This is a genomic window from Streptomyces sp. NPDC107454 (assembly GCF_055582885.1).
The window spans coordinates 1-25977 of record NZ_JBVJPA010000037.1; the positions used below are offsets into that span (position 1 = coordinate 1).

Below are 25977 nucleotides of genomic sequence, written 5' to 3' on the forward strand. Positions count from 1 at the left end.
TCACTGGACACCCCACAAGCCACCGACTGAGCACGTCACCACTCCATCAGACAGCTCTGTACTCGGCTCCGTGATCATTGCGGGACACGCCTTAGGTCGCAGGTCGGAGCAGGACAGGACCAGAGACCGATGGCGCCGACGCGGGCACCTGTTAGCGTCGAAAGTGGTTCTGGCAGCCAAGACGAGGAGGCCGGCCGATGGCAGTCGAACTCAACCACACGATCGTCGCCGCCCATGACAAGAAGGCGTCAGCACGGTTCCTCGCAGATCTGCTGGGTTTGGAGGTGGCGCCGCAGTATGGTCCGTTCATCCCTGTGCCGATACCGAACGGCGTCACGCTGGACTACGCGGACACGAGCGGTTCGATCACTTCACAGCACTACGCGTTCCTCGTCTCCGAGGGCGACTTCGACACAATCTTCGCCCGTGTTCGCGAGGCGGGCATAGCCTTCTGGGCAGACCCGTTCCACCAGCACTCCGGCGAGATCAACCACAACGACGGCGGTCGAGGCGTGTACTTCGACGACCCGAACGGACACGTCCTGGAGATTTTGACCAGACCGTACGGGAGTGGCAAGGACTGATGAGTCCGCAGGAAAGTCCGCATGGGGATCGGCGGAACCAGCCCCTGGCGGCCCTGGATCGGCTTCTGTCCGGGAGAACGAGCGCGTTGGTCAGGTGGTCCGCCACGACCGCTGACCGCCGAGGAGTCCCGTTGCCCGCAGGTCATGATGCCCCGCCGTCTGGTCTGACGACGGTCTCCCACGAGTTCACCGTGGCCGCGGGCCGGTTCGCGCCCGGCGGTGGGCGCACGAGTCGGCGGACTTCGCGTAGCGGCACACCCTCCTGCGGGGGCCGGGTCCTGCGCTCGGGCGACCCCGTCGGTGCCCAGCAGGAGACGAGGGACCTGCTCACGCTCCGCCAGGCGCTGCGGACCGTGATGTCGGGCAGTCCGGCGTCATCTGTCAGCGGATCCTGGCCGGGCTCCTCCCACCCAGGCTTCCCCGCGTCAGCATCCGCACTTACTGACGGCCGCAGGCCGGGCCGCCGCGGCCCGCGAGCGCGAGCAACCAGCGATTTGCGTCAGGCTCCCGAAACGCCGTGGCCGACCATGGAAAGCGGATCGACTAGGGAGTCGAAGGTCTTCTCGTCGACGTGCCCGCTTGTCAGGGCGGCCTCTTTGAGTGTCTGGTCATTGGCCAGCGCGGACTCGGCGATATGTGCGGCGTTCTGATACCCGATGACGGGGCTGAGCGCTGTGACCAGCATCAGGCTCTCGTCCAGGTACTGGGCAATCCTCTCCCTGTTGATCTCCGTGCCGCTGACGGAGAATGTCCGGAACTTCTCCATGCCGTCCGCGAGGATGCGGGCGGAGTGAAGGAAATTATTAATGATGACCGGGCGCATAGCATTCAACTCGAAGTTGCCCTGACTCCCGGCGAAGGCAACTGCCGAGTCGTTGCCGAGCACTTGAATCGCGATCATGACGATGGCTTCGCACTGGGTCGGATTGACTTTTCCGGGCATGATCGAGGAGCCGGGTTCATTCTGCGGAAGCAGCAGCTCGGCGAATCCTGTGCGCGGCCCCGAGGCCAGCCAACGCATGTCGTTGGCGATCTTCATCAAGGCGATGCCCAGTCCGCGTAGTGCTCCGTGCGCCCGCACCATCGGGTCCAGGGACCCCTGCGCCATGAACTTGTTCTCGGCCGTGACAAAGGGCTTGCCGGTCAATTCGGCGATCTTGTTCGCGACGTCCCGGCTGAAGCCTGTTGGCGCGTTGAGCCCCGTACCAACGGCGGTTCCGCCCAGGGCAAGTTCCAGCAGACCGTGGCGGCTGTGCTCGATTTCCTGGATGCAGGCGCGCAGTTGCGCCGCATAGCCGGACCACTCCTGTCCGACCGTAAGTGGTACGGCGTCCTCAAGGTGCGTGCGGCCGATCTTGACGACCTCGGCCCATTCCTTGGCTTTTGCCTCGATGGACGCGGCGAGCTCCCGGCCCTGAGGCAAGAGATGCTCGTCGATCTCTTGCACGGAGGCAATGTGCATCGCGGTCGGGAAGCTGTCATTGCTGGACTGCCCCATGTTGACGTCGTCGTTCGGGGCGATCGGCATCTGTGTCCCGAGCGTCCCGCCGAGTAGCTGTGACGCACGGTTGGAAATGACCTCGTTGACGTTCATGTTGCTCTGGGTGCCCGACCCCGTCTGCCAGACGAACAGCGGAAAGTGCTCGTCGAGCTCCCCCGCGATGGTCTCCTCGGCCGCCCGTACGATGGCCTGTTCCTTCCACTCGGGCAGCCGTCCGGCGGCAGCGTTCACGAGCGCTGCCGCCTTCTTCACATAGCCATAGGCGTGGTAGACCTCCTTCGGCATCCGGTCGTCGCCGATGGAGAAGTGGAGGAGCGAGCGTTGCGTCTGCGCCCCCCAGTACCGGTCTGCCGGCACCTCGACGGTGCCCATGCTGTCGAATTCCTGCCGGCGTCCACCGGCCTGGATCCCGATCGGCGTGTCCGTCATCCTGGGGGGCGACTGGCTATCGCTCATTGCCGGCCTCCAGGTCGTTCGCGGGGTAGGTCGGCTGCCACATCGAGTCTTGGACCGCCTGAATGAGATTGTCGTGGGACTTGGTTGCGACACCATCCTCTGCCGCAGCACGCGCCACGGCGACCGCGACCGTCGCGGACGACGCCCGCAGATCCGCGACCGGTGGCAGGAGCGATGCTCCAGGCTGCGACACATCGACCTGGCTTGCCACCGCCTCGGCGGCCGCCAGCAGCATGTTGTCCGTTACGTGCCGGGCGCCCGAGACGATCGTGCCGAGGCCGAGCCCCGGGTAGAGCAGGGCGTTGTTGGCCTGCCCGATCTCGTAAGAGACCCCGTTGTACTGAACCGGCTCGACCGGGATACCGACCGCCATCAAGGCTCTGCCGTCGGACCAGGGCACCGCATCCGACGGCATGACCTCGATACGACTCGTCGGGTTCGACAGCGGCAGGAGGATCGGGCGCTCGACGCCCTCGGCGAGCGTGCGCACGACATCCTCGGTGAACGCGTTGTGTGCGGTGGAGGTGCCGATGAGAATCGTGGGCTTGACGTGCTTGATGGTGGTGAGCAGATCGATCTCACCGTCCGACCATTCGCTCACCTCGGACTTCGGCCGCGCATAGATCTGCTGGTAGTCGGGCAGGTCCCGCATGTCATCGGTGACCAGGCCGTGAAGGTCGACGAGCCAGATGTTCTTCTTCGCCTCGTCGGGAGTTGCACCGTCACGCAGCATGGCTGCGTGGATCTGGTCGGCCATGCCGGTGCCGGCGGTTCCTGCGCCGAAGACGACAAGCCGTTGCTCGGACCAGCGTCCCCGGGTCACCTTCAGGGCCGAGAACACTGAAGCCATGACAATGGCACCGGTGCCCTGCATGTCGTCGTTGAAGATCCGGTATTTGTCGGCGTTCTCCACCAGGATCCGCCGGGCGTGTGACGGCCCGAAGTCCTCGAAGTGCAAAAGCGCGCCTGGGAACAGTTCGGACGCGGTCTTGAGGTAGAGAGAGATGAAGTCGTCGTACTGCTTTCCGCTGACCCGTGCATGCCGATTGCCCAGGTATGACGGATTGTTGAGGAGCCGCTCGTTGTCTGTCCCCACGTCAAGGTTCACGGCGATGACACGGTTTGGGTCGATGCCGGCCGCGGCGGTGTAGACGGCGAGTTTCCCGATGGATATGTCAGTCCCGTTGACACCCCAGTCTCCGATGCCCAGAATCTCCTGGGCGTCGGATACGACGATCAGGTCGACGTCATCGGCGCCGAGGCCCAGCGACTCGAACGAGGTCTTCACGTCCTCGGGACGGTCGATCGACAAGTAGACCGCTCGCGAGTCGCGGTAGTCGACGGACCACTTCTCAATTGCGTCGCCGACCGTGGGGTCGTAGACAACAGGGAGCAACTCCTGGAGGTGGTCGGCGAGCAGCTTGAAGTACAGCACCTGATTACGGTCGTGAACCTCGTTGAGATATATGTACTCCTGCAGGTTGGATGGCTGCTGCTTTAGTTGCGCATAGGCTCGGTCAGCCTGCTCGTCGAGGGTCTCGACCATTGCCGGCAACCGCCCGGTGATCCCGAGCTTCGCCCGCTCCTCCAGCGTGAAAGCTGTGCCGCGGTTGCGATAGCGATCCTGCAGCACAGTTGGCCTGACAGGCATTGTTGTACCTCCAGCTGTTGTGAGCGCTGGGCGCTCATGCGCGAGCGTGGCCGCGCTGGTCCGTGAGCCTGTCTCTGGGCTCACGTCGACTCTCGCCGAACCATGCCGCTACGTTCACGGCCTTCCCTGGCCGCACGTGGGCGCTTTGAACTCGAACTCTGCGCGCGGCGCATCCCATGCGGCGTTGCCGCTCGTTGTCACCCGGGAGGCGTCACACGGCGACGGGAGTCTCAGGCTGCATCTCGTAGGAGTGCTGGATGGCCGGATGGCGGGTCCCGAGGCCGTCCGTGACCTTGCGCTCCCACGGAACCTCCTGGAGGTGCTTGGTCTCCTCAAGCATCGACTTGGGCTCCAGGTTGCGGTAGCTGTCGACCTCTCCGGCGGCGACGGCCGTCAGCGTGGCGAAGACCGCTTCAGGGTCGAACTGCGAGCGGGGGAAGGCGAGCTTCGAATAGTCGAAGAGCCGCTGCGACGCGTCGTCCTCCCAGCTTTCCCAGGTCTGGAACATTCGGTCGTTGAAGCCTGTCAGGAAGGGTCCCGGGTTGACCGTGGCGACTTCGATGTTGTGCTCCTGCAACTCGTAGGCCATGGTCTCGGCGATAGCCTCAATCGCGTGCTTCGAGGCGGAGTAGATGCCAGTGAACGGGTTGACGTTCAAGCCCTCCCGCGAGGACACCCAAACGACGCGGCCGGCCCCGCGCTTGATCATCTGCTTGACGATTCCCTGAGTGAGGACGAGCGGCCCTGTGACGTTGACCTCGAACTGGTGCCGAATATTCGCCTCGGGAATGTCGACCGTGGAGCCCCCCTCACCGACACCGGCGTTGTTCACCAGGATCTCCACACCCCAGTCGAAGGCCTTGCGACGGTCTCCGTCGTTCGTCACGTCGAGCTTCTCGACCCGAAGCGTGACCCCACGCTCAGCCGCCTGCCATTTCAGCGTCTGCACCTGGGCGTAGATCTCCACCCCGGCGATCACGTCGAAGCCCTTCTTTGCAAGGCGCATGGCGGCTTCGAACCCGAAGCCGGTGCCCGCTCCCGTGACGAGGACCTTCTTCAGTGCTGCATTCGCCATCTCGAACGCTCCCTCTCAACTTCCTGGTCCCACAGCCATCAACGGCCTTGCAGGGGACCGATGCAGGAGCACCTCGGAGCTGTCTTCCAAGGCCGCTCCCCCACAGCGGCTCCGAGCAAGAGCTGATTACACGTATGGTGACTGCGAGCGAACCTCGAAGCCACCCGCTACACGCAGTGTGGACCTCGATCTGAAAATGCCCGACGAATCCATCCCCCCCGCCCTGCCATCAGGATGCGCCTGGAAGCGACTACTAGCAACTCAGAGCGGTCGAACTGTCAGGAATTGAATCAAGCGCCGAAATTCTGCATCTACTAATTCAAAACAAAATCCCGGTATGACACGTCGGCGGGAAATCGGTGCACAACCAACCATCGCAATGAGCGCCGGTAACAGCCACAGCAGCTCCTTCAGGAGCGCCGCAGAGGCCTCACCTCGATATGCGATCCCAGAGACGTCGCCATCTCAACGTTGCATACGAGCGGCACTCATTCATTTTCCGCGCCATTCATGAGCGCCAGAATGAAGCGAACCGAATCTCTGGCAGCCCGGTCACCCCGCCGAGGTACATGCTCAAGGAGACGGCGGTCATCGAGGCAGCCGAGGAGCTCCGCCACCCCATCTCTCTCAAGGACGTGGACCTCGAAGACTACGACGCGGTCTACTACCCGTGCGGCCCCATGGAGGACCTCGCGTTCGATGCGGACTCAGCCCGTGCGTTCCACCGCGGCGCGGAGTCTGTGCCCCGAGTCGGAGTGCCAGTCATCAGGTCCGGGCCGGGCTGGAGGTAGAAGACCGAGCGGAACCAACGGGAGATGGTCTCGCGGTAGTTGCAGCCGCCGCCGACGTTCGCAGCCACGGTGGCGGCCGGGCCCAGCCCGCTGTCAGGACCAGCGACACGTACCTAGCCTGCCGTTGCGCGTGATGGCCGAGCAGACCGGGCCGAGGCCGCGTCCCACAGGCCGGCGTCCAAAACGCGCGCCGCCTTGGTGATGCTCCCCGGCATCAGGTGCCGGTAGGTGCGGTACGTCTCCTCGATCGACTTGTGCCCCATCCACTCGGTCACGTCGGTGATCGGGATGCCACTGCCCAGCGCGCTGGAGGCGCAGTGGTGCCGGAAGCCGTACATCCCCATCCTGTCCACTTCGGTCATCCTGCGCTGCTGGGGGCGCCACTTCTTCGCGTATTCCGTGACCGTCTTCAACTACTTCTGCACCTGGGCCGTCTCCCGTTACGTGACACCGGCCCTGCGGCGGACATCGACTCGCCGAAGACGCTTTCGGCCGACGTGGCGCTCTCGGGGGAACTGGAGGCGCTGTACGCCGTGAGCGACGCGTCCACGAAGCGACCCGCCGCTGCGGCCGTCGATCACCACGGGAAGGTCGCGGGGGCCGCGCAGGACGGGTTTGACGTCCGCTTTCAGGAGTAATGCGAACCCAGGACATGCCGGGCAGTCTGGAGATGGGGGCGCATGGTGTGTCCGCGAGCGGCACGGCCGGTAGCAGCGGCGTCACCGCTGGTGTCAGGCGAGACGGGAAGAGACCCCATGAACGAGCATCCGCTGATCGAAGACCACGGACTCATCGGTGACCTGCAGACGGCCGCGCTGGTCTCCACCGAGGGAACGATCGACTGGTTCTGCAGCCCGCGATTCGACTCGCCGAGCATCTTCGGAGCACTGCTCGACGGTGAGAACGGCGGTCACTGGAAGATCGCTCCCCAAGCGCCGACGTATGCGACGAAGCAGCTCTACTACCCGGACACCTGTGCGCTGCTCACCAGATTCATGACCAAGCAAGGCGTCGGATCGGTCGTGGATTTCATGCCGCCTGCTTCACCACGCAATCCGACAAGCAATCACCGGCTGGTCCGCATGCTGCGGTGCACTCGCGGCGAGATCTCGTTCGACATCGAGATCGCCCCTCGGTTCGACTACGCGCAGCAACCACACGAGGTCACCTCGTGCAGGGGCGGCTGGCATTTTGCCAGCCGGGATACGGCCGTGACCGTACATGTGGTGGACACACCCGGCGACGAGTGCGCGGGCGACCGGAGGATTCGCGCCGGTGACGTATGCATGTCCATAAGACTGCGAGCCGGCATGACCAGCGGCCTCGTGCTGGAAACGTTCGCTGACGGTCCGCCACGCATCGTTCCGCCTGGGGAATGCGAGCGGCTCCTGGAGGACACCATCGCCTTCTGGCACACCTGGCTGGCCCGTTCACGCTACACCGGACGGTGGCGGGAGATGGTCAACCGCTCCGCCATGACGCTCAAACTCATGACATACGCCCCGTCCGGGGCCATGGTTGCGGCTCCGACCACCAGCCTGCCGGAACAGGTCGGCGGCGAGCGCAACTGGGACTACCGCTACGCGTGGGTACGCGACGCCTCCTTGTCCCTGCACGCGCTGCTCGGGCTGGGATTCACCGAGGAAGCCATGGCGTTCACCGAGTGGCTGGGCGACCGCGTTCAGGAACACGCAGGTTCCGGCGAGCACCCTCTGAAAATCATGTATCGCGTCGACGGCTCCTCCGACCTGACGGAGCAGACCCTGGGGCACTGGAAGGGCTACCGGTGCTCCGCTCCGGTGCGGGTCGGCAACGGTGCCGCTGACCAGTTGCAGCTCGACATCTACGGATCGGCGCTGGAGTGCCTCCATTTCGCCGACCAGCAGGGGCTACCGACAACCTGGCGCATCTGGCAGGCACTGATCAACACGGTGGACTGGGTGTGCGAGAACTGGGACCGTCCCGAAGCCGGGATTTGGGAAACACGGGGCGGTGACAAGGACTTCACCTATGGACGGCTCATGAGCTGGATCGCGCTGGACCGGGCCATCCGCATGGCCGCCCAGAACGGCCGCCCCGCAGAGGTGCAGCGCTGGACCAAGGAACGCGACGCCATCTACTGGCAGATCCTGCGGCGAGGGTGGAGTCCGGGGCGTGCCGCGTTCACGCAGTACTTGGGCAGCAACGTCCTGGACTCCGCCCTTTTGCGGATGCCCGCGGTAGGTTTCATCCCCCCGCAGGATCCGCGGTGGCTCTCGACCCTGGACGCGATCAAGAAAGATCTCGTGTCCGACGGCCTCGTATACCGGTACGACCCCGCTGCCTCCCCCGACGGACTGCTCGGTTCCGAAGGCACCTTCTCGGCCTGTACTTTCTGGTACGTCGAAGCCCTCGCTCGCGCCGGCCGTCTGCGTGAAGGGCGACTCGTCTTCGAGAAGATGCTCACCTACGCCAACCATCTCGGTCTGTACTCCGAGGAGATCGGGCTGACCGGCGAGCAACTCGGCAACTTCCCCCAGGCATTGACCCACCTCGCCCTCGTCACCGCCGCACTGAGCCTCGATGCCCACCTCGACGCCGCCAGGCCGGGCTTCCCTCCCACCTCTCCGGTTCCGGTTCCATATTTCTACGCGCAACCGATGGCAGCAGGGGCCGGAGGTCCACCTGTCACGCCGACCACCCCATATCCCTCGGACCACGTCATCCGCAGGTGAGCGCACCATCACGCACAAAGGCGCTGTTGCGCGACCGGCGCGTCGCGCGTCACTCGAGAGGTGACTGCTCTCCGCGGATCTCTGCGGAGTTTCAGGCTGCCGCGTGGCGACGGGGGCGGTCGCGGGAGGCGATGGTCGTGGTCAGGGCCTCCACGGCGTCGACGGTTGCGGTGCTCAGGGCGACGGCGCGGCCGGTCGTGGTGGCGCCGGAGCCGTCGGAGGTCGCGGTCGGCAGGCCGGAGCGGGCGGTGAAGGAGTCGAGGACCGACCGCAAGGCCCCCGGGGCCACGGTCTCGGCTCCGGCGGCGGCGCGGGCCAGGGCGGTGAGGTGTTCGTGCAGCGGATCGACCAGTTCGGTCAGCTCCGGCACGGTGTCCCGCGGGGTACGCGGGAGGTGTTCGCCCAGCAGGGTGGCACATCCGGCGACCGTGGACACCTGAGTCCTGATCTGCTCCAGCTGCACAGTCGACCAGGGGCCGCGGTGCTCGGCCGGCTCGGCGTACGACTGCTCCACCGCGGCCTCCAGGTTCTCCCTGACCTGCCGTGACCGCGCCCGTAGTGCGTCGACGGCTGCCGGGTCGGTCGCCCCTACGTCGGCGTAGCCGGTCAGCAGTTCGGGCAGCAGCCGGTCCTGCACCCGCAGCCACTCCGCGAGCAGGCCCGGCACCCGCCGGGTGGACCAGGTCGGCCAGACCAGGAAGATGAGCACGGCGAGCGCGGCGCCGACCACCGTGTCGGCGGCGCGCGCCCACGCCGTGGGCCCGGGCAGCCCGCCGACGTCGTGGATCAGGAAGACGATCCAGGTGGTCAGCCACAGGTTGAGCATCAGCTGCCCGGTCCGCAGGGTCACGAACGAGGCAGCGGCCAGCACCACCGCCACGACCGCGAGGCCGACGGGCGACCAGGGCGGCAGGGACAGTACCCAGGCGAAGAGGCCTCCCAGAACGGCCCCGGCCGCCCGTCCCCAGCCGCGGACGAGGGTGTGTCCGTACTCGGGGAAGAGAACCAGCATGGTGGTCAGGGCCACCCAGAAGCCGTGCGCGGAGATGCCCAGCCCACCCCACCCGCCGATCGACCGGCCGATGATCTCGGCGACCACGACACCCACCGCGAGCCGCACCGCGTGGCGGAAGATCGGCGACTCGGGACGCAATTGCGCCCGGATCCGCCGGGCGGTGCGTGCCACGGAGGGGGTGCCCGAGTACAGGCCAGGCACCTCGGCGTGGGGTTCCAGTACATCGCCGAGGAGGTCGTCGGTCGAGCGCCGGGCCAGCTGCTCGGCGTTCCGCACCCGCGCGGCGAGGTCGCGGCGGCCGCGCACGGGTGAGGCGGCCGCCCACGTCTCGAGGAGGGTGCGGACTTCGTCGGGGGTGCGGTGCTCGCGGCCCGAGGCCACCGTACGGGAGATATGGCCCAGCACCTGCGCGGCGGCCAGTGCCTCCTGGTTCCCGGCCGCTGCCGCCGCGGGTACCGTCAGCTGCACGGTGTGCAGCGCCCGGCGAATGCGCTCGGCCTCTCCCAGCAGTCCGAACATGGCCGCCGCTGTCGGCCGGCTGAACTGCGGCAGCACGTCCAGAGCCTGCCGGGCCGCCGTGAACGGAGCGGACCTGCCCAGGGCGGCGGAGTCGGCCGCGACCGAAGCCTCGGCGAGCGACTGGTACAGGGCTGCAAGGGCACGGCGCTGGGCGGCGAACCGCGGACCGTATGGCGGGATCAGTTGCACCACCACGACGAGTCCGGTCCCGACCGCGATCCAGCCGGCCGTCACCAGGCCGCCATGTACGTCGGGAGCGAGATCAGCCGTGATCATCAGTCCGATGGCCGCGAGACAACCCCGGATGCCGGGCGCGACGCCCAGCGTCCGCCACAGCCCGGCGGCGAACGCCGCGACCGCGAGCAGCAGCAGGAACAGCCAGGTGGTGCCATGCACCAGTGCCCCCAGCACCGCCATGGCGCTGAAGGCCGCGGCCATCCCGAGCGCGTTCACCACAGGGTGTCGCAGCGGGCTCAGCATCGTACCGATGCCGCAGATGAACGCACCGACGCTGGCCATGGCCCCGGCCACCGGGTCGTCCAGCAGCAGGCCGAGGAGCGTGGCGAGCAGCACGGCCAGTACGGCCCGTGCGATCGCCGACGGGGCGGCGAACGCCCGCTGAATGCGCAGCCCGTCCCGGCCGATCGTGATCAGAGACGACCACCAGCGCATGTCCGGGCCTCCTTAGCGGCGCGGGAGCAGCGCTCTCATCCTCTGCCAGCCTCGGCGTGGCTGCCACCCGCTGCGCCTGGACGGCGCCGCAGGAAGGCCGTCAGGTCGGTGGTGCCCCCGCGCAGGAGGTGGTCGGGCTCACCGGACACGCCTGATGCCGACCGTGTGCCGGCCTGGCCGGATGGCTGCTTGGCCCTTCCGCGGTCATGCCGTGACCGGTCTCGTTCTTCCGGCCTCCGAATTCCGCGAACCAGTCATCGCACCACGTGGTCGATGCGGCGGCGGCCGAGGCTCTCGTGCGCGAGGTCATGGCGAGCGGTGTGTCGGTGCGCGGGCGGATCCTGCGGCCCGGCCCCCTGCCCACCATGGCCAGGAACGCCTCTACGAGTTCGCTGCATTGCGCCTACTGGCCCCGGACGGCACGGTGCCGGGCGCCTGCATCACGGTCGTGGACGTGACCGACCGGGAGTCCCGATCGCACAGCCTCCTCGTCGTTCCTCTCACGCTCCGGGACGTGGTGATCGGACTGGTAAGTCTTTACCGCACCACATCAGTTGCGTCTACGCCGTCTACGACCCTCTGACGAGGACCCGCACCATCGCGCGGGCCGGCCACCCAGGGCCGGTCATCGCCCAGCCCGACGGCACCGTCGACCAGCCCGAGACGCCACCCGGACCCCGCATGGGCAGCACCGGTCAGGCGCCCTTCGCCGCAGCCGGCGTCCAGATACCGCACGGCAGCGTCATGGCCTTCCCTGGTCCCCCTTCGCTGGCCGCACGACTGACGACCGCCACGAGCATCTTTCCAGCAGGGCCGGCACTGGCGAGTCTCACGCCGCAGGAGATGTGCGACGGCATCCTCTGTGCCCTCCAGGCCAACGTCGGGGGCAACGGCTCGGTGTTCTTGCCGGCCCGCACGCGCCCCTTTCCTGCCGACCGGGTCCCAGGCGGCGACTGGAGTTGCGCCTCATTGTGGATCGCGCGCTGACGTGCGAAGTGAGTGACTCGACCGCCACGGCGCCCCACCTCCGGCATGCCCGCACCACCGACGAAGGGGGGCGCGGACTGTTCATCGCCGCGCAGTTGGCGCAGACGTGGGGAGCCCGCCATTCGCCCGACGCCAGGACCATCTGGGCCGAGCAAACGCTCGACGGAGCAGCTCGCTGACCTCGGTGCGCGTGATCGCCCGCGCGCGATCCCCATCGGCTGAGCATGAGGCACATCTCCCCCAGAGAGGCTGATGTCCCTCATGCGCCTTCCCGCACAAGGACGCGGACGGTGGCACGCCCGTCCCGGGGACCGGCAACTACGGCCGGGGCACGGCCGACCAGCGTCATCACACGCTCAACGGGCAGGCCATTTCAGCCGGACCGCGTGACCGCTCACCACTCTCCGCTCGTCAATGGCATGCGCGCCCTACGAGGTGCGCCCCTGCGCATCCGTCAGCGTCGCAAAGGCCGCGTGGGCGAAGTCGAGGACGCCGATCTCGTCGCGCGCCGCCTCCGGCAGGCGGGCGTAGGTGAGTCGCAGTGCGCGCAGCACGCCCACTCCCGCGCGGGCCAGAACGGACGCCCGCAGCACGCTTTCCGGCGCGGCCGGGTCGGCACCGTCCACCGTCATGCGGTCCAGGAACGCCGATGCGACGGCTTCCTCCAGGTCGAACAGGAGGAAGCGTTCGCCGCGCCCTGACGGAGCGGTCGACAGGGGCTGCGGTCCGGCGAGGAGGATCCCGGCGGCCCAGTCGTCGCGACCGGCGAGTTCCAGGACGGCGTTGCGCAGGGCCGCGAGGGGGGTTTCACCCTGCGGGCGGGCCCGGATCGCCTCCTCCAGCAGCGGGATGAAGTCCCGGACGTGCTGCAGGATCAGGCTCTCCTTGGAGGGGAAGTAGCGGAAGAAGGTCCGCTCCCCGACGCCCGCGGCGGCGGCGATGTCCCGCACGGTCGTCGCCTCGTAGCCGTTTTCCTGGAACAGCCGCGCCGCCGCGTGGATCAGCGCCTCATGCGTGCGCCGCTTGTTCTGTTCCCTGCGTCCCGGTTCTGTCGCGCTCTCCACGCACCGAGTATCCCAGCCCCGCGAAAACTTGGCAGTCCTGCCACTTTGTTATTGTGGCAGGACTGCCAGTTTCTGGGGACCGCTTTCTCACCATGGAGCGCCATGCCCGCCTTCCTTCACCGCCTCGGGCGCCTCGCCTTCCGCCGCCGACGACGCATGCTGGCCCTGTGGTTGGCGCTGGTCGCGGCCGCCGTGGTCTGCATGACGGCCTTCGGTGGCACCGGCAAGCTCGACAACACCTTCTCGATCCCCGGCTCCGAGTCCCAACGGGCCCTGGACCGGATGAAGACCGACTTCCCCACCTTCTCCGGCACGAGCGCGCAGATCGTGTTCACCGCGGCGGACGGCCAGAAGGTGACCGACCCGGCCGACAGCGCCCGTATCCGGGCCGCGCTGGACGCGGCCGGGTCCGCGCCCCAAGTCGCCGCGGTGGTGAGCCCGTTCGACGCTCACACCGTCTCCGCCGACGGCACCACCGCCGTCGCGCAGGTGCGCTACGAGGTCCCGCAGAGCGCGTTGCAGCCGAACGCGCTGGACGAGCTGAAATCCGCCGTGGCCGGAGCGAACCAGCAGGGCATGCGGGTCGACGTCGGCGGCTCCGCGTTCGGCAACGCCCCGTCGGATTCCCACCGCAGCGACATCATCGGCGTCGGCGTCGCCCTGGTCATCCTCACTCTGACCTTCGGCTCCCTGCTGACCGCCGGAATCCCCGTCGTCACCGCGCTTTTCGGTGTCGCCACGGCCATCTTCGGTGCGCTGTCGCTCACCGGGGCCGTCTCGATCTCCTCGACCGCGCAGAGTCTGGCCCTGATGATCGGGCTTGCGGTCGGCATCGACTACGCCCTGTTCATCGTCAGCCGACACCGGTTCCACCTCGCCCACGGCATGGAGCCGGAGGAGTCGGCCGCGCTGGCGGTGGGCACGGCGGGCAGCGCCGTGGTGTTCGCCGGGCTGACCGTGGTCATCGCGATGACCGGCCTCACCGTGGTCGGCATCCCCTATCTGACGGCCATGGGGCTGGCCGCCGCCGGCGCGGTGCTGATCGCCGTACTCGTCGCGACCACACTGTTGCCCGCGATCCTCGGCTTCGCCGGCACCCGTCTGACGCCCGGGCCGGGCTCCCGCGCGATGCGCCGCGAGCAGGCCGTCGGCGGTGCGGGCGAGGGCGCCGTGGGCGCCATCGGCGACAACCTCGCGAGCGCTACCGGGGACAGCGTTCCGAGCGGTACCGACGACAACGTCGCCGGCGGTACCGGGGAGATCACCGCGAGCCTTACCAACGAGCACGTCGTGAGCCGTACCGACGAGCACGTCTCGGGCCGTACCAGCGAACACACCGCGAGCCTTGCCAACGAGCACGTCATGAGCCGTACCGGCGAGCACGTCTCGGGCCGTACCAGCGAACACACCGCGGGCCGTATCAGCGAACACACCGCAGGCCCTACCGACGAACACCTCGCGGGCACGGCCGCCAACGCCGCCGAGCGCTGGTTCCGGCTGGTCACCCGCCGCCCGCTGCTGACCCTGGTCGCGGTCGTGGCCGCACTCGGCGCGCTGGCCTGGCCCGCCCACGACATGCGCCTCGCGCTGCCCGACAACGGCACCGCGCCCAGCTCCTCCTCTCAGCGCATCGCCTTCGACAGGGTCGGCGAGAAGCTCGGCCCCGGTTTCAACGGCCCGCTCCTCGTGCTGGCCGACACCAGCCACAGCTCCGACCCCAGCACGGCCGCCCAGCGGGTCGCCGCCACCATCGGCGCACTGCCCGACGTGGCCACCGTCGGCAAACCCGTGGCCAACCCGGCCACCCACACCGCGCTCATCCAGGTGATACCGGACAGCGCGCCCAGCGACCGGGCGACCAAGACACTGGTCACCTCCATCCGCGACGACCGGGCCGCGATCCTGCGGGACACCGGCGCCACCATCCAGGTCACCGGCAGCACCGCCGTGAGCGTCGACGTCGCCGCGAAGCTCAACTCGGCGCTGATCCCCTTCGCCGCCGTCGTGATCGGGCTGTCGCTGCTCCTGCTGCTCCTGGTCTTCCGCTCACTGGTGGTGCCCCTGAAGGCCGCGGCGGGCTTTCTCCTCTCGATCGCGGCGACCCTCGGCGCGGCGGTCGGCGTCTTCCAGCTGGGCCACCTCGGCAGCCTGATCGGTGTGGACACCACCGGACCGGTCAGCAGCTTCCTGCCGATCATCCTGCTGGCCGTGCTGTTCGGCCTCGCGATGGACTACGAGGTGTTCCTCGTCTCGAGGATGCGTGAGTTCTACCTCCGCACCGGGAATCCGCCGGCCGCGGTGCACAGCGGCGCGCGGCACAGCGGGCGGGTCGTGACGGCCGCGGCCCTGATCATGACCTCGGTCTTCGCCGCCTTCCTCACCTCCGACAGCACGATGCTGAAACAGATCGCCTTCGCACTCGCCGCCGGCGTCCTGCTCGACGCGTTCGTCATCCGGATGACCTTCGTCCCGGCCGTCCTGGCGCTGACCCGGCACGCGGCCTGGTGGCTGCCGAAGTGGCTGGAGCGGCACCTTCCCGACCTCGACATCGAGGGCGGCCGGCTCGGCCCCGCCCACGCCGCAGCGGAATCCGTACCCCTCACCCCGTCGACGGCCGACTGACGACACCTGACTGCCGACGGTCCTACGGGATCGCCTCCGCCGCGACAGCGACGTCCGCCACGCCGTCCCGGTCCTTGCCGACTTCCCGGTCCTTCTTGAACTGGGTCCGGTACAGCTCCGCGTACCGGCCCTCCGCCGTGAGCAACTCCTCGTGCGTGCCCCGCTCCACGATGTGTCCGGCCTCCACGACGAGGATCACGTCGGCGGTCCGCACGGTGGACAGCCGGTGCGCGATCACCACGGCCGTGCGCCCTTCCAGCGCTTCGGTGAGCGCCTCCTGGACAGCCGCCTCCGAGGTGTTGTCCAGATGGGCGGTGGCCTCGTCGAGGATGACGACACGCTGGCGGGCGAGCAGCAGCCGGGCGATGGTCATGCGCTGGCGCTCCCCGCCGGAGAGACGGTAGCCGCGCTCGCCGACCACGGTGTCGAGGCCGTCGGGCAGGGAGCGCACGAGGTCTTCGAGGCGGGACCTGCGCAGTACGTCCCACAGGTCGTCCTCAGTCGCCGAGGGTCGGGCCAGGAGCAGGTTGGCGCGTACCGAGTCGTGGAAGAGGTGACCGTCCTGGGTGACCATGCCGAGGGTCTCGCGCATCGCCTCGGCGCTCAGGTCGCGGACGTCGACGCCGCCGATGCGGACGGTGCCCTCGTCGGTGTCGTACAGGCGCGGCAGCAATTGGGCGATGGTCGACTTGCCTGCACCGGAGGAGCCGACGAGGGCGACGGTCTGGCCGGGTTCGGCGCGGAAGGACACGCCGTGCAGGACCTCGGCGCCGCCCCGGGTGTCGAGGGCGGCGACCTCCTCCAGGGAGGCGAGGGAAACCTTGTCGGCAGAGGGGTAGCCGAAGCGGACGTCCTGGAACTCCACGGCCGCCGGGCCTTCCGGGACCGTACGGGCGTCCGGCTTCTCCTCGATGAGCGGCTTGAGGTCGAGCACCTCGAAGACGCGCTCGAAGCTCACCAGGGCGCTCATGACCTCGACCCGCGCCCCGGCGAGCGAGGTGAGCGGCGCGTACAGGCGGGTCAGCAGCAGCGCCAGTGAGACGACGGCGCCCGGCTCCAGGCTGCCGCGCAGCGCGAACCAGCCGCCGAGCCCGTACACGAGTGCCAGGGCCAGGGCGGAGACCAGCGTGAGGGCCGTGATGAACGCCGACTGCGCCATCGCCGTACGCACCCCGATGTCCCGCACCCGCCGGGCCCGCGCCGCGAACTCCGCGGACTCGTCCTCGGGCCGCCCGAAGAGCTTGATGAGCGTGGCGCCGGGCGCGGAGAACCGCTCGGTCATCCGGGTGCCCATCGATGCGTTCAGGTTCGCCGCCTCCCGTTGCAGGCGTGCCATCCGGCTGCCCGTCCGCCGTGCGGGCACCACGAAGACCGGCAGCAGCACCAGCGCGAGCAGCGTGATCTGCCAGGACAGGGTGAGCATGACGGCGAGGGTGAGCAGCAGCGTGACGAGATTGCTGACGACTCCGGACAGCGTGTTGCTGAAGGCGCGTTGGGCGCCGATCACGTCGTTGTTGAGTCGACTGACCAGCGCGCCCGTACGGGTACGTGTGAAGAACGCGACCGGCATGCGCTGCACATGATCGAACACAGCCGTCCGCAGATCGAGGATGAGCCCCTCACCGAGCGTCGCCGACAGCCAGCGGCCGAGGAGCCCGAGCGCCGCCTCGGCGAGCGCGATGAGTGCGATGAGCACGGCAAGGCGGATGACGGTGGCTTCGTCGCCGCCGGACACGATGGCGTCGACGACGCGCCCCGCGAGCACCGGCGTCGCGACGGCCAGCAGCGCGGTCAGCACGCTGAGGACCACGAACTGGCCGATGCGGCGGCGGTGCGGACGGGCGAAGGCGGCGATGCGGCGCAGGGTCGCGGGGGCGAAGGGGCGGCGTTCCTGCTGCGCGTTCATGACGCTGTGCAGCTGGGTCCAGGCTGTGGTCTCCATGCTCATGGGAGTGACCGTAGGACCTCAAGCATCGTTGAGGTCAACAATTCCCGGACGAAAACACAGTGAAGAACGAAGACACGGTGAAGAACACAGTAAGGAATCCATGACGGCACCCACGACGGCGACGACCCCTCCCGCACCTTGCCCGGCACGTCAGCCGCCGGACGCGCGCCCGCAACCCCCCGTTGGCGCGGCGTGGAGAACCTCTCCCGATGTGACAGCGGTTCGACTTCCCCAGAAGCTTCCCCGGGGATTCTCCCAAGGATCCCGACGCTTCCCGCTCAGGTCGGTCCTGTGCGTGATCCCGCTCGCCCTCGTCCTGGTGGTCGCGGTGCGGCATCGGTCCGTCCTCATGGAGGGCTTCGGCCATCTGCGCTCGGCCGAGTGGCCGTGGCTGCTGGCGGCCGCCGTCGCGACCTGCCTGACCTGGGTCGCCGCGGCCTCCGCCCGGCAGGGCGCGGTCATGCAGCGGCTGCCCGCGCGTCGGCTGCTCGCCACCCAGTTCGCCGCGGGCGCGGCCAACCACCTGCTGCCGACCGGTCTCGGCGCCGGCGCGGTCAATCTGCGCTTCATGACCGTGTGCGGCGTCCCGCTCGCCCGCTCCTCCGCCGCGCTCGCGCTCTACATGCTCGCGGAGTCGATCGCCCGGCTGACCCTCCTGGTGGGCCTGCTCATCGCGTTCCCGGGAGCCCTGCACATCGGATCCCTCCTCCCCTCAGGCGCCATCGGCCCCTTGCTGCTCGCCGCGGGAGTGCTCCTCCTGGCCGCGGTGGCGACGCTTCTTCTCGTACGACGGCTGCGCGGGGCCGTGCTGTCGTTCCTGCGCACCGCGCTCGGCGAGGCCCGCTCCGTGCACACCCGTCCGGCACGCGCGCTCGCCCTGTGGGGCGGATCGCTCGCCTTCCCGCTGCTGCAGGCCGCCGGGCTGACCGCGGTCGGTGAGGCGATGAACCTGGCGGTGCCGCCGCTGCACATGGCTCTCGCGTATCTGGCGGCGACGGCGGCCGTCGCGATGGTGCCCACGCCGGGCGGCATCGGTTCGGTGGAGGCGGCGCTGATCGTCGCGCTGGTGGCGGCGGGCGGCCCGGTGGCCGTGGTGACGGCGGTCGTGCTGGCGTACCGGATCATCACGGTGTGGGTGCCGCTGCTGCCCGGGGCGCTGACGCTGGGGGCGCTGGTCCGTCTCAAGGTGATCTGAGCGCCACGGATCCGCGCCACAGGAAGCTCCGGAGTAACCTCCCCGTACGCCGCTCAGCAGAAGGCGTACATGGCCGGGAGAAGGGGACAGCACGATGTCGGTCCGGATCGAACGCCAGGGGTACGTCACCACGGTCGTCCTCTCCCGCCCCGCCGCCCGCAATGCCGTGGACGGGCCGACCGCCGCCGAACTCGCCGACGCCTTCCGGGAGTTCGAGGCGGACGAGACGGCCCGGGTGGCGGTGCTCTGGGGCGAGGGCGGCACGTTCTGCGCCGGCGCGGACCTCAAGGCGATCGGCACCGAGTACGGCAACAGGGTCGCGGAGGACGGTGACGGGCCGATGGGCCCCACCCGGCTGCGGCTGTCCAAGCCGGTCGTCGCGGCGGTCGCGGGGCATGCCGTGGCGGGCGGCCTGGAACTGGCGCTCTGGTGCGATCTGCGGGTCGCCGAGCAGGACGCCGTCTTCGGCGTCTTCTGCCGCCGTTGGGGCGTTCCGCTCATCGATGGCGGCACGGTACGGCTCCCCCGTCTCATCGGCGCAAGCCGTGCGATGGACATGATCCTCACCGGCCGCGCGGTCCCGGCCGCGGAGGCGTACGAGATGGGCCTCGCCAACCGGCTCGTCCCGACCGGCCGCGCCCGGGCCGAGGCCGAGGAACTCGCCGCGGCCATCGCCGACTTCCCCCAGTCCTGCCTGCGCAGCGACCGCGCGTCGGTCCTCGACCAGGAGGGCCTGGTCGAGGAGGCGGCCATGCGCGTCGAACTCCGTTACGGCATGGACGTGTTGGCCGAGGGCATGGAGGGTGCCGCGCGCTTCGCGTCGGGCGCCGGGCGGCACGGCTCGTTCACGGCGAGGTAGTGGGCCGGGGCCTGTGCCCTATCGCGGTTCCTCGGCTCGATCGGGTCGGTCTCGACCGGATCGGCCCCGGCCGAGACCCTGGTGACGGGCCGACAGGTGTGGTCGGCAGGGATGTCGGCAGGCGTGCCGGAAGCGTGTGGGCCCGGTAACGGACGTACCCGCGAGTACGGCAGGATGAGAGATCGCCCCGGACTACGCACACACGTCCGGGCGTGATCGTGCATTCCCGGATTCGAGCAGGTGGCAAGTGACGACACAGCACATCCGGCCCGCGGGCCTTCCCCTCCGTCACACGGGAGGCGGCCGGTGAAACACTCCCTCACACTGGACGACCTGATGATGGCCGGGATTCCCGTGGTGGCGGGTCTGCTGGCCGCGTTCCTGCTGCGCATACTGCTGCGCTGGCTCGGCAAGCACGCCTCGCGCACCAGGTGGAGCGGTGACGACTTCATCGTCGACGCGCTGCGTACGCTCGTCCCCTGGGGGGCGATCGCCGCGGGTGTCTCGGCGGCGGGCGCGGTGCTTCCGCTGACAGCTCCGGTCGGACGCAACGTCAACAAGGTCCTGACTGTCGTCCTCATCTTCGTCGCGACCCTGACCGCGGCCCGGGTCATCACCGGTCTCGTCCGGTCGCTGGCCCAGTCCCGCTCGGGTGTCGCGGGTTCGGCCACCATCTTCGTCAACATCACCCGGGTCGTGGTGCTGGCGATGGGCTTCCTCGTCATGCTGCAGACGCTGGGCATCTCCATAGCCCCGCTGCTCACGGCCCTGGGCGTGGGCGGTCTCGCGGTGGCCCTCGCCCTTCAGGACACCCTCGCCAACCTCTTCGCGGGCGTCCACATCCTCGCCTCGAAGACCGTCCAGCCCGGCGACTACATACGGCTCAGCAGCGGCGAGGAGGGCTACGTCGTCGACATCAACTGGCGCAACACGACGGTCCGTCAGCTCTCCAACAACCTGGTCATCATCCCCAACGGCCAGCTCGCGGGCACCAATATGACCAACTTCAACCGCCCCGAGCAGCAGATGACCCTCATCGTCCAGGTCGGCGTCGGCTACGACAGCGACCTGGAGCACGTCGAGCGCGTGACCACCGAGGTCGTCACCGAGACGATGACCGAGATCACCGGCGCCGTCCCGGACCACGAGCCCGCCGTCCGCTTCCACACCTTCGGCGACTCCCGCATCAGCTTCAGCGTCATCCTCGGCGTCGGGGAGTTCAGCGACCAGTACCGGATCAAGCACGAGTTCATCAAGCGCCTGCACAAGCGGTACCGGGACGAGGGCATCCGGATTCCGGCGCCCACGCGCACGGTGGCACTGCAGCCGGGCGGGGCCGAGCTGCTGGAGGCGGGCATACCGCACCAGCGCGAGGCCAGGTCGGGAAGGTAGAACCGGCCGAGGGCAAGCCCCGCCCATGGTGACACTCGGTGGCGCGCTGGACACGGACAGCCGCCCGGGCGTGCTCCGGCAGTGGGCGCGCCGGGGTGACCCGCAACTTTTCGGCCATGCGCGGGTCGCGGTGGCGTCGGCCGGCGCGGCCCGTGGGGGCCTGGGAGGGCGTCGAGGGCGGGCGCCTGCGGCGCGCCACCGCTTGTTCACGGCGATGGCGGGCGGACCCCTGTCGAGTCGGGGTCGCTCACGAGATATCTTGATGTCGAGCAATGTTGCAGACGTGGAGCGGAGCACCCGGTGACTGACTCGACCATCATTTACACGCACACTGACGAGGCCCCGGCCCTGGCGACGTATTCGTTCCTGCCGGTGGTCCAGGCGTACGCCTCGCAGGCGGGTGTCACTGTGGAGACCCGTGACATCTCGCTGGCCGGGCGCATCCTCGCGCTCTTCCCCGAGTTCCTCGAGGAGGGTCAGCGCGTTCCCGACGCCCTCGCCGAGCTCGGTGACCTGGCCAAGACGCCCGAGGCCAACATCATCAAGCTGCCGAACGTCTCGGCCTCGATCCCGCAGCTGAAGGCCGCGATCGCCGAGCTCCAGGAGCAGGGCTACGCCCTCCCGGCGTACCCGGACGACCCGAAGTCGGACGAGGAGCGCGACATCCGCGCCCGTTACGACAAGGTCAAGGGCTCCGCCGTGAACCCGGTCCTGCGCGAGGGCAACTCCGACCGCCGCGCCCCCGCGTCGGTCAAGAACTACGCCAAGACCCACCCGCACCGCATGGGCGCCTGGACCCCCGAGTCCAAGACCAACGTCGCCACCATGGGTGCCGACGACTTCCGCTCCACCGAGAAGTCCACGGTGATCTCCGAGGCGGGCTCGCTGCGCATCGAGCTGGCGGGCGACGACGGCTCCACCACCGTGCTGCGCGAGTCCGTACCCGTCCTCGCGGGCGAGGTCGTCGACGCGTCCGTCATGCACGTCGCGCCGCTGCGCGAGTTCCTCACGGCGCAGATCGCCCGTGCCAAGGCGGAGGACGTGCTGTTCTCCGTGCACCTCAAGGCCACGATGATGAAGGTCTCCGACCCGATCGTCTTCGGCCACGTCGTGCGCGCCTTCTTCCCCAAGACGTTCGCGAAGTACGGCGAGACGTTCGCCACCGCCGGTCTGACCCCGAACGACGGTCTGGGCGGCATCTTCAAGGGCCTGGAGGCGCTGCCCGAGGGCGCCGAGATCAAGGCGTCCTTCGACGCCGAGCTCGCCGAGGGCCCGGCCCTCGCGATGGTCGACTCGGACAAGGGCATCACCAACCTGCACGTCCCCTCCGACGTGATCGTCGACGCCTCCATGCCGGCGATGATCCGCACCTCCGGCCACATGTGGGGCCCGGACGGCCTGGAGGCCGACACCCTCGCCGTCCTCCCGGACAGCAGCTACTCCGGCGTCTACCAGGTCGTCATCGACGACTGCCGCGCCCACGGCGCCTTCGACCCGTCCACCATGGGCTCGGTGCCGAACGTCGGTCTGATGGCCCAGAAGGCCGAGGAGTACGGCAGCCACGACAAGACCTTCGAGATCCCCACCACCGGCACGGTCCGCCTCGTCGACCAGGCCGGCAACGTGGTCCTGGAGCAGGCCGTCGGCGCGGGCGACATCTTCCGCGCCTGCCAGACCAAGGACGACCCGATCAAGGACTGGGTGAAGCTGGCCGTCACCCGCGCCCGCGCCACCGGCGACCCGGCGGTGTTCTGGCTGGACGAGACCCGCGCCCACGACACGCAGCTGATCGAGAAGGTCAACGCGTACCTGCCGGAGCACGACACCGAGGGCCTGGAGATCAAGATCCTGTCCCCGGTCGAGGCGACGAAGTTCTCGCTGGAGCGCATCCGCAAGGGCCTGAACACCATCTCGGTCACCGGCAACGTCCTGCGTGACTACCTGACCGACCTGTTCCCGATCCTGGAGCTGGGCACCAGCGCCAAGATGCTCTCGGTGGTTCCGCTGATGGCGGGCGGCGGCCTCTTCGAGACGGGTGCCGGCGGCTCCGCCCCGAAGCACGTCCAGCAGCTGGTCAAGGAGAACTACCTGCGCTGGGACAGCCTGGGCGAGTTCTTCGCCCTCGCGGCCAGCTTCGAGCACCTCGCGCAGAGCACGGGCAACGCGCGCGCCCAGGTGCTCGCCGACACCCTCGACCGCGCGACGGCGACCTTCCTCAACGAGGACAAGTCGCCGACCCGTCGCGTCGGCGGCATCGACAACCGCGGCAGCCACTTCTACCTGGGCCTCTACTGGGCTCAGGAGTTGGCCAAGCAGACCGACGACGCGGACCTCGCCAAGGCGTTCGCCCCGCTCGCCGAGACGCTGACCGCGCAGGAGCGCACGATCGTCGACGAACTGCTCGCGGTCCAGGGCAAGCCCGCCGACATCGGCGGCTACTACCAGCCCGACCCGGCCAAGGCCGCGACCGTCATGCGCCCCTCCGCCACCTGGAACGCGACGCTCGCGACCCTCGCCTGACACACCGTCGGCGCCCACGCGTCACCACCGCACCGCCCCGGCCGGGTTCTCCGGCCGGGGCGGTCGCGTGTCCGCCGACGCCACTGCCTCCGACGGCTCACCCTTACGCGCGCAGGCAGGTGACATCGGCGGTCCACCTGGGTGATCAGCGGTGGCGGGCCGGAACACCCGCTTTTAGCTTCGGCCTATGACGAAACGACAAATGGCCTACCTCGCCTGCACCGCGGCCGTCACGGCGTCGGTGCTCGGTGCCGCCCCGTCCGCCGACCACCGTTCGGTGCACCGGGTCCACCCCGGCGAGTCGATCCAGAAGGCCGTGAATTCCGCACACCCCGGCGACACCGTCGTCCTCTCCCCCGGCACCTACCACGAGAGCGTCAGCGTCACGGTGGCCAACCTGACGCTGCGCGGCTCCGGTGCCCGTTCCACCGTCATCGTGCCGGGCAAGGCCTCCGCCGACAGCTGCGCCAAGGCCGGCAACGGCATCTGTGTCACCGGAACGGACAGCAAGCGCGTCAAGGGCGTCACCGTCAGGTCACTGACCCTCAGAGGCTTCAAAAAGCACGGCCTGTGGGCGTCGGGCACCGACCGGCTGACGGTCCAGGGAGTGGTCGCCGAGAAGAACGGCCAGTGGGGCATCGCCCAGGAGCGCTCCGTCCGCGGGGTGTTCCGCAACAACCTCGCCCAGAACAACGGTGACGCCGGACTGTTCCTGTCCAACACGGTCAGCACCGAGGAGGGCGCCCGGGACACCCTGGGGACGGTCGTCAGTCACAACCGTCTGGCCGGCAACCGGATCGGCATCACGGTCCGGCGGCTGCGGAACCTGACCGTCGATCACAACGAGGCGACCGGCAACTGCGCCGCGGTGTTCGTCGTGGGCGACGAGAACAAGCCGCGCGTCGGGGCACTGAGCGTGGTCCGCAACTACGTCCACGCCAACAACAAGTACTGCCCCAAGACCCCCCGTCTGCCCTTCCTCCAGGGCTCCGGGATCGTCCTCACCGGCGCCGAGAAGACACTGGTGGCGGAGAACAGGGTCGAGGACAACGTGGGCACCTCCCCGCTGTCCGGCGGCATCGTGCTCTACAAGAGCTTCGTGGGCGCCGTCAACGAGCGCAACGAGATCCGCGACAACGTCGTGCAGCGCAACGGCAAGGCCGACCTCGCCAACCGCGACCGCGTCAAGGGCAAGGGCAACACCTTCCACGGCAACACCTGCGCACACTCCGAGCCCGCCGGACTGTGCTGACCCCTCCCCCTCCCCCCACCAGCACGACCCCAGAAGCGAGGCACCACCATGACCACTGTTGATCCGGCTCCCCCGACCACGGTCGATCCGGCTCCCCCGCCGCCGTCCATGCGGCTGCGGGAGCTCGCCTTCGGAGCGGCGTGCGCCGCCGCCGTACGCGCGGCCGCCCGCCTCGGCGTGGCGGACGCCCTGGGCGACACACCTCTGCGCGTGGAGGACCTGGCGGCGACGGTGAAGGCCCAGCCGAAGACCCTGCGGCGGCTGCTGCGCGCGCTGTCCTGCCAGGGGGTCTTCATCGAACTCCCGGACGGCACCTTCGCGCACACGGAGATGTCCCGGCTGCTGCGCGAGGACGACCCGCACAGCCTCCGCTACATCGCCCTGTGGTGCACCGAGCCGTGGACGTGGAACGTCTGGCCGAAGCTCGACGAGGCGGTGCGCTCCGGCCGGAACGTCTTCGAGGACGTGTACGAGCGGGAGTTCTTCGACTACCTCAACGAAGAGGCCCCGGAGTCGGCGTATGTGTTCAACCGGGCCATGACGACGTCCAGCGAGCAGTCGGCGCGGGACGTGGCGAACCTTCTCGATCTGCGCGGCGTGTCCTCGGTCGCGGACATCGGCGGCGGTCAGGGCCAGGTCCTGGTGAGTCTCCTGGAGAAGCACCCCGGGATGCACGGCACGCTGCTCGACCTGCCGGGAGTGGTGGAGAACGCCGATCCCCGGCTGCGCGGCGGCGGTTCACTGGCCGAGCGGGTGCGCGTCGTGGCCGGGGACTGCCGTGAGGACATCCCGGTCCAGGCGGACCTGTACATCATCAAGAACATCCTGGAGTGGGACGACGACAGCACCCGCAGGGCGCTGGCCAACATCCGCAAGGCGGCGCGGCCCGGTGCCCGCGTCGTCGTCATCGAGAACCTCGTGGACGACACCCCGTCGATGCGGTTCACCACGGCCATGGACCTGCTGCTGCTCCTCAATGTCGGTGGTGCGAAGCACACCCGGCAGAGCATGGTCGACCGGCTGACGGACGCGGGGCTCGTCATCGACGAGTTCCGTCCGGTCAACGCGTATCTGCACGCCTTCGAGTGCACGATCCCCAGCTGATCCGGACTTCCCGGCGCACCGGGAAAAACCCGAGGCCGCCGGCTCCGCGTCCATCG

18 protein-coding genes and 1 pseudogene are annotated in these 25977 nt (G+C 68.8%); 12 read left to right on the forward strand and 7 right to left on the reverse strand.

Features of this window, described 5'->3' with window-relative positions; all coding sequences use genetic code 11:
* Nucleotides 1-197: 197 nt before the first annotated feature.
* Nucleotides 198-584, forward strand: a complete 387-nt coding sequence (locus ACZ69M_RS49625) for a VOC family protein (RefSeq protein WP_470060299.1) — start codon at nucleotides 198-200, stop codon at nucleotides 582-584.
* Nucleotides 585-1083: 499 nt separating this feature from the next.
* On the opposite strand, the gene fumC is transcribed toward ACZ69M_RS49625, so the two are convergent.
* From fumC to ACZ69M_RS49640, 3 genes are all read right to left on the reverse strand, one after another.
* Entirely contained in the window at nucleotides 1084-2541 is a 1458-nt protein-coding gene (fumC, locus tag ACZ69M_RS49630; protein WP_470060300.1) for a class II fumarate hydratase, read from the reverse strand.
* Nucleotides 2531-4174 carry an NAD-dependent malic enzyme gene (locus tag ACZ69M_RS49635; RefSeq protein WP_470060301.1) on the reverse strand — a complete coding sequence of 548 codons (1644 nt, stop codon included), beginning with the start codon at nucleotides 4172-4174 and terminating at the stop codon, nucleotides 2531-2533. Before ACZ69M_RS49635 ends, fumC begins: the two co-directional genes overlap by 11 nt.
* A gap of 229 nt (nucleotides 4175-4403) precedes the next feature.
* Nucleotides 4404-5267, reverse strand: a complete 864-nt coding sequence (locus ACZ69M_RS49640; protein ID WP_355317391.1) for an SDR family oxidoreductase — start codon at nucleotides 5265-5267, stop codon at nucleotides 4404-4406.
* Between the two features lie 569 nt (nucleotides 5268-5836).
* On the opposite strand from ACZ69M_RS49640, the gene ACZ69M_RS49645 reads away from it, so the two are divergent.
* Complete coding sequence (locus ACZ69M_RS49645) at nucleotides 5837-6058, forward strand: hypothetical protein (RefSeq protein ID WP_470060302.1); 222 nt, start codon at nucleotides 5837-5839, stop codon at nucleotides 6056-6058.
* Nucleotides 6059-6171: 113 nt separating this feature from the next.
* Here ACZ69M_RS49645 and ACZ69M_RS49650 read toward each other — a convergent pair whose 3' ends face one another.
* Nucleotides 6172-6471: a tyrosine-type recombinase/integrase gene (locus tag ACZ69M_RS49650; RefSeq protein WP_470060303.1), complete on the reverse strand. Its 300-nt coding sequence runs from the start codon at nucleotides 6469-6471 to the stop codon at nucleotides 6172-6174.
* A gap of 342 nt (nucleotides 6472-6813) precedes the next feature.
* Between ACZ69M_RS49650 and ACZ69M_RS49655 the strand changes: the two genes are divergently transcribed.
* Entirely contained in the window at nucleotides 6814-8772 is a 1959-nt protein-coding gene (locus tag ACZ69M_RS49655) for a glycoside hydrolase family 15 protein (RefSeq protein WP_470060304.1), read from the forward strand.
* A 91-nt stretch (nucleotides 8773-8863) separates the two neighbouring features.
* Here ACZ69M_RS49655 and ACZ69M_RS49660 read toward each other — a convergent pair whose 3' ends face one another.
* The gene (locus ACZ69M_RS49660; RefSeq protein ID WP_470060305.1) at nucleotides 8864-10978 is read right to left on the reverse strand and encodes an FUSC family protein; all 2115 of its coding nucleotides are present in this window, start codon (nucleotides 10976-10978) and stop codon (nucleotides 8864-8866) included.
* 273 nt (nucleotides 10979-11251) lie between these two features.
* Between ACZ69M_RS49660 and ACZ69M_RS49665 the strand changes: the two genes are divergently transcribed.
* Both ACZ69M_RS49665 and ACZ69M_RS49670 read left to right on the forward strand, forming a co-directional pair.
* A complete protein-coding gene (locus tag ACZ69M_RS49665; protein ID WP_470060306.1) occupies nucleotides 11252-11965 on the forward strand; it encodes a SpoIIE family protein phosphatase in 714 nt (237 codons plus the stop codon).
* Nucleotides 11932-12144 (forward strand): annotated as a pseudogene (locus ACZ69M_RS49670) (ATP-binding protein); the annotation flags it as partial. The gene ACZ69M_RS49665 and the pseudogene ACZ69M_RS49670, both read left to right, overlap by 34 nt.
* Before the next feature lie 249 nt (nucleotides 12145-12393).
* On the opposite strand, the gene ACZ69M_RS49675 reads toward ACZ69M_RS49670, so the two are convergent.
* Nucleotides 12394-13029 carry a TetR/AcrR family transcriptional regulator gene (locus ACZ69M_RS49675; protein ID WP_470060307.1) on the reverse strand — a complete coding sequence of 212 codons (636 nt, stop codon included), beginning with the start codon at nucleotides 13027-13029 and terminating at the stop codon, nucleotides 12394-12396.
* 102 nt (nucleotides 13030-13131) lie between these two features.
* Here ACZ69M_RS49675 and ACZ69M_RS49680 point away from each other — a divergent pair, with 102 nt between their 5' ends.
* The gene (locus ACZ69M_RS49680; RefSeq protein ID WP_470060308.1) at nucleotides 13132-15651 is read left to right on the forward strand and encodes an MMPL family transporter; all 2520 of its coding nucleotides are present in this window, start codon (nucleotides 13132-13134) and stop codon (nucleotides 15649-15651) included.
* A gap of 22 nt (nucleotides 15652-15673) precedes the next feature.
* On the opposite strand, the gene ACZ69M_RS49685 is transcribed toward ACZ69M_RS49680, so the two are convergent.
* Nucleotides 15674-17593 (reverse strand): ABC transporter ATP-binding protein, encoded by a 1920-nt coding sequence (locus tag ACZ69M_RS49685; RefSeq protein ID WP_470060324.1) that lies wholly within the window; start codon nucleotides 17591-17593, stop codon nucleotides 15674-15676.
* Between the two features lie 217 nt (nucleotides 17594-17810).
* Between ACZ69M_RS49685 and ACZ69M_RS49690 the strand changes: the two genes are divergently transcribed.
* From ACZ69M_RS49690 to ACZ69M_RS49715, 6 genes are all read left to right on the forward strand, one after another.
* Nucleotides 17811-18794, forward strand: coding sequence for a lysylphosphatidylglycerol synthase transmembrane domain-containing protein (locus ACZ69M_RS49690; RefSeq protein WP_470060309.1), 984 nt, complete (start codon nucleotides 17811-17813; stop codon nucleotides 18792-18794).
* A 94-nt stretch (nucleotides 18795-18888) separates the two neighbouring features.
* Nucleotides 18889-19653, forward strand: a complete 765-nt coding sequence (locus ACZ69M_RS49695) for a crotonase/enoyl-CoA hydratase family protein (RefSeq protein WP_470060310.1) — start codon at nucleotides 18889-18891, stop codon at nucleotides 19651-19653.
* 306 nt (nucleotides 19654-19959) lie between these two features.
* Entirely contained in the window at nucleotides 19960-21045 is a 1086-nt protein-coding gene (locus ACZ69M_RS49700; RefSeq protein ID WP_470060311.1) for a mechanosensitive ion channel family protein, read from the forward strand.
* A 300-nt stretch (nucleotides 21046-21345) separates the two neighbouring features.
* Nucleotides 21346-23565 (forward strand): NADP-dependent isocitrate dehydrogenase, encoded by a 2220-nt coding sequence (locus ACZ69M_RS49705; protein WP_470060312.1) that lies wholly within the window; start codon nucleotides 21346-21348, stop codon nucleotides 23563-23565.
* A gap of 187 nt (nucleotides 23566-23752) precedes the next feature.
* On the forward strand, nucleotides 23753-24817 hold the full coding sequence (locus ACZ69M_RS49710) for a right-handed parallel beta-helix repeat-containing protein (RefSeq protein ID WP_470060313.1): 1065 nt from the start codon (nucleotides 23753-23755) through the stop codon (nucleotides 24815-24817).
* Nucleotides 24818-24865: 48 nt separating this feature from the next.
* Entirely contained in the window at nucleotides 24866-25921 is a 1056-nt protein-coding gene (locus ACZ69M_RS49715) for a methyltransferase (RefSeq protein WP_470060314.1), read from the forward strand.
* The last annotated feature ends 56 nt before the right edge of the window (nucleotides 25922-25977 follow it).

Excerpts from the sequence above, each read along its gene's own strand:
- ACZ69M_RS49625 (WP_470060299.1), top strand. The coding sequence starts at position 198 with ATGGCAGTCGAACTCAACCACACGATCGTCGCCGCCCATGACAAGAAG.
- fumC (WP_470060300.1), bottom strand. The coding sequence starts at position 2,541 with ATGAGCGATAGCCAGTCGCCCCCCAGGATGACGGACACGCCGATCGGG.
- ACZ69M_RS49640 (WP_355317391.1), bottom strand. The coding sequence starts at position 5,267 with ATGGCGAATGCAGCACTGAAGAAGGTCCTCGTCACGGGAGCGGGCACC.
- ACZ69M_RS49645 (WP_470060302.1), top strand. The coding sequence starts at position 5,837 with ATGCTCAAGGAGACGGCGGTCATCGAGGCAGCCGAGGAGCTCCGCCAC.
- ACZ69M_RS49655 (WP_470060304.1), top strand. The coding sequence starts at position 6,814 with ATGAACGAGCATCCGCTGATCGAAGACCACGGACTCATCGGTGACCTG.
- ACZ69M_RS49660 (WP_470060305.1), bottom strand. The coding sequence starts at position 10,978 with ATGCGCTGGTGGTCGTCTCTGATCACGATCGGCCGGGACGGGCTGCGC.
- ACZ69M_RS49665 (WP_470060306.1), top strand. The coding sequence starts at position 11,252 with ATGCGGCGGCGGCCGAGGCTCTCGTGCGCGAGGTCATGGCGAGCGGTG.
- ACZ69M_RS49680 (WP_470060308.1), top strand. The coding sequence starts at position 13,132 with ATGCCCGCCTTCCTTCACCGCCTCGGGCGCCTCGCCTTCCGCCGCCGA.
- ACZ69M_RS49685 (WP_470060324.1), bottom strand. The coding sequence starts at position 17,593 with ATGGAGACCACAGCCTGGACCCAGCTGCACAGCGTCATGAACGCGCAG.
- ACZ69M_RS49695 (WP_470060310.1), top strand. The coding sequence starts at position 18,889 with ATGTCGGTCCGGATCGAACGCCAGGGGTACGTCACCACGGTCGTCCTC.
- ACZ69M_RS49710 (WP_470060313.1), top strand. The coding sequence starts at position 23,753 with ATGACGAAACGACAAATGGCCTACCTCGCCTGCACCGCGGCCGTCACG.
- ACZ69M_RS49715 (WP_470060314.1), top strand. The coding sequence starts at position 24,866 with ATGACCACTGTTGATCCGGCTCCCCCGACCACGGTCGATCCGGCTCCC.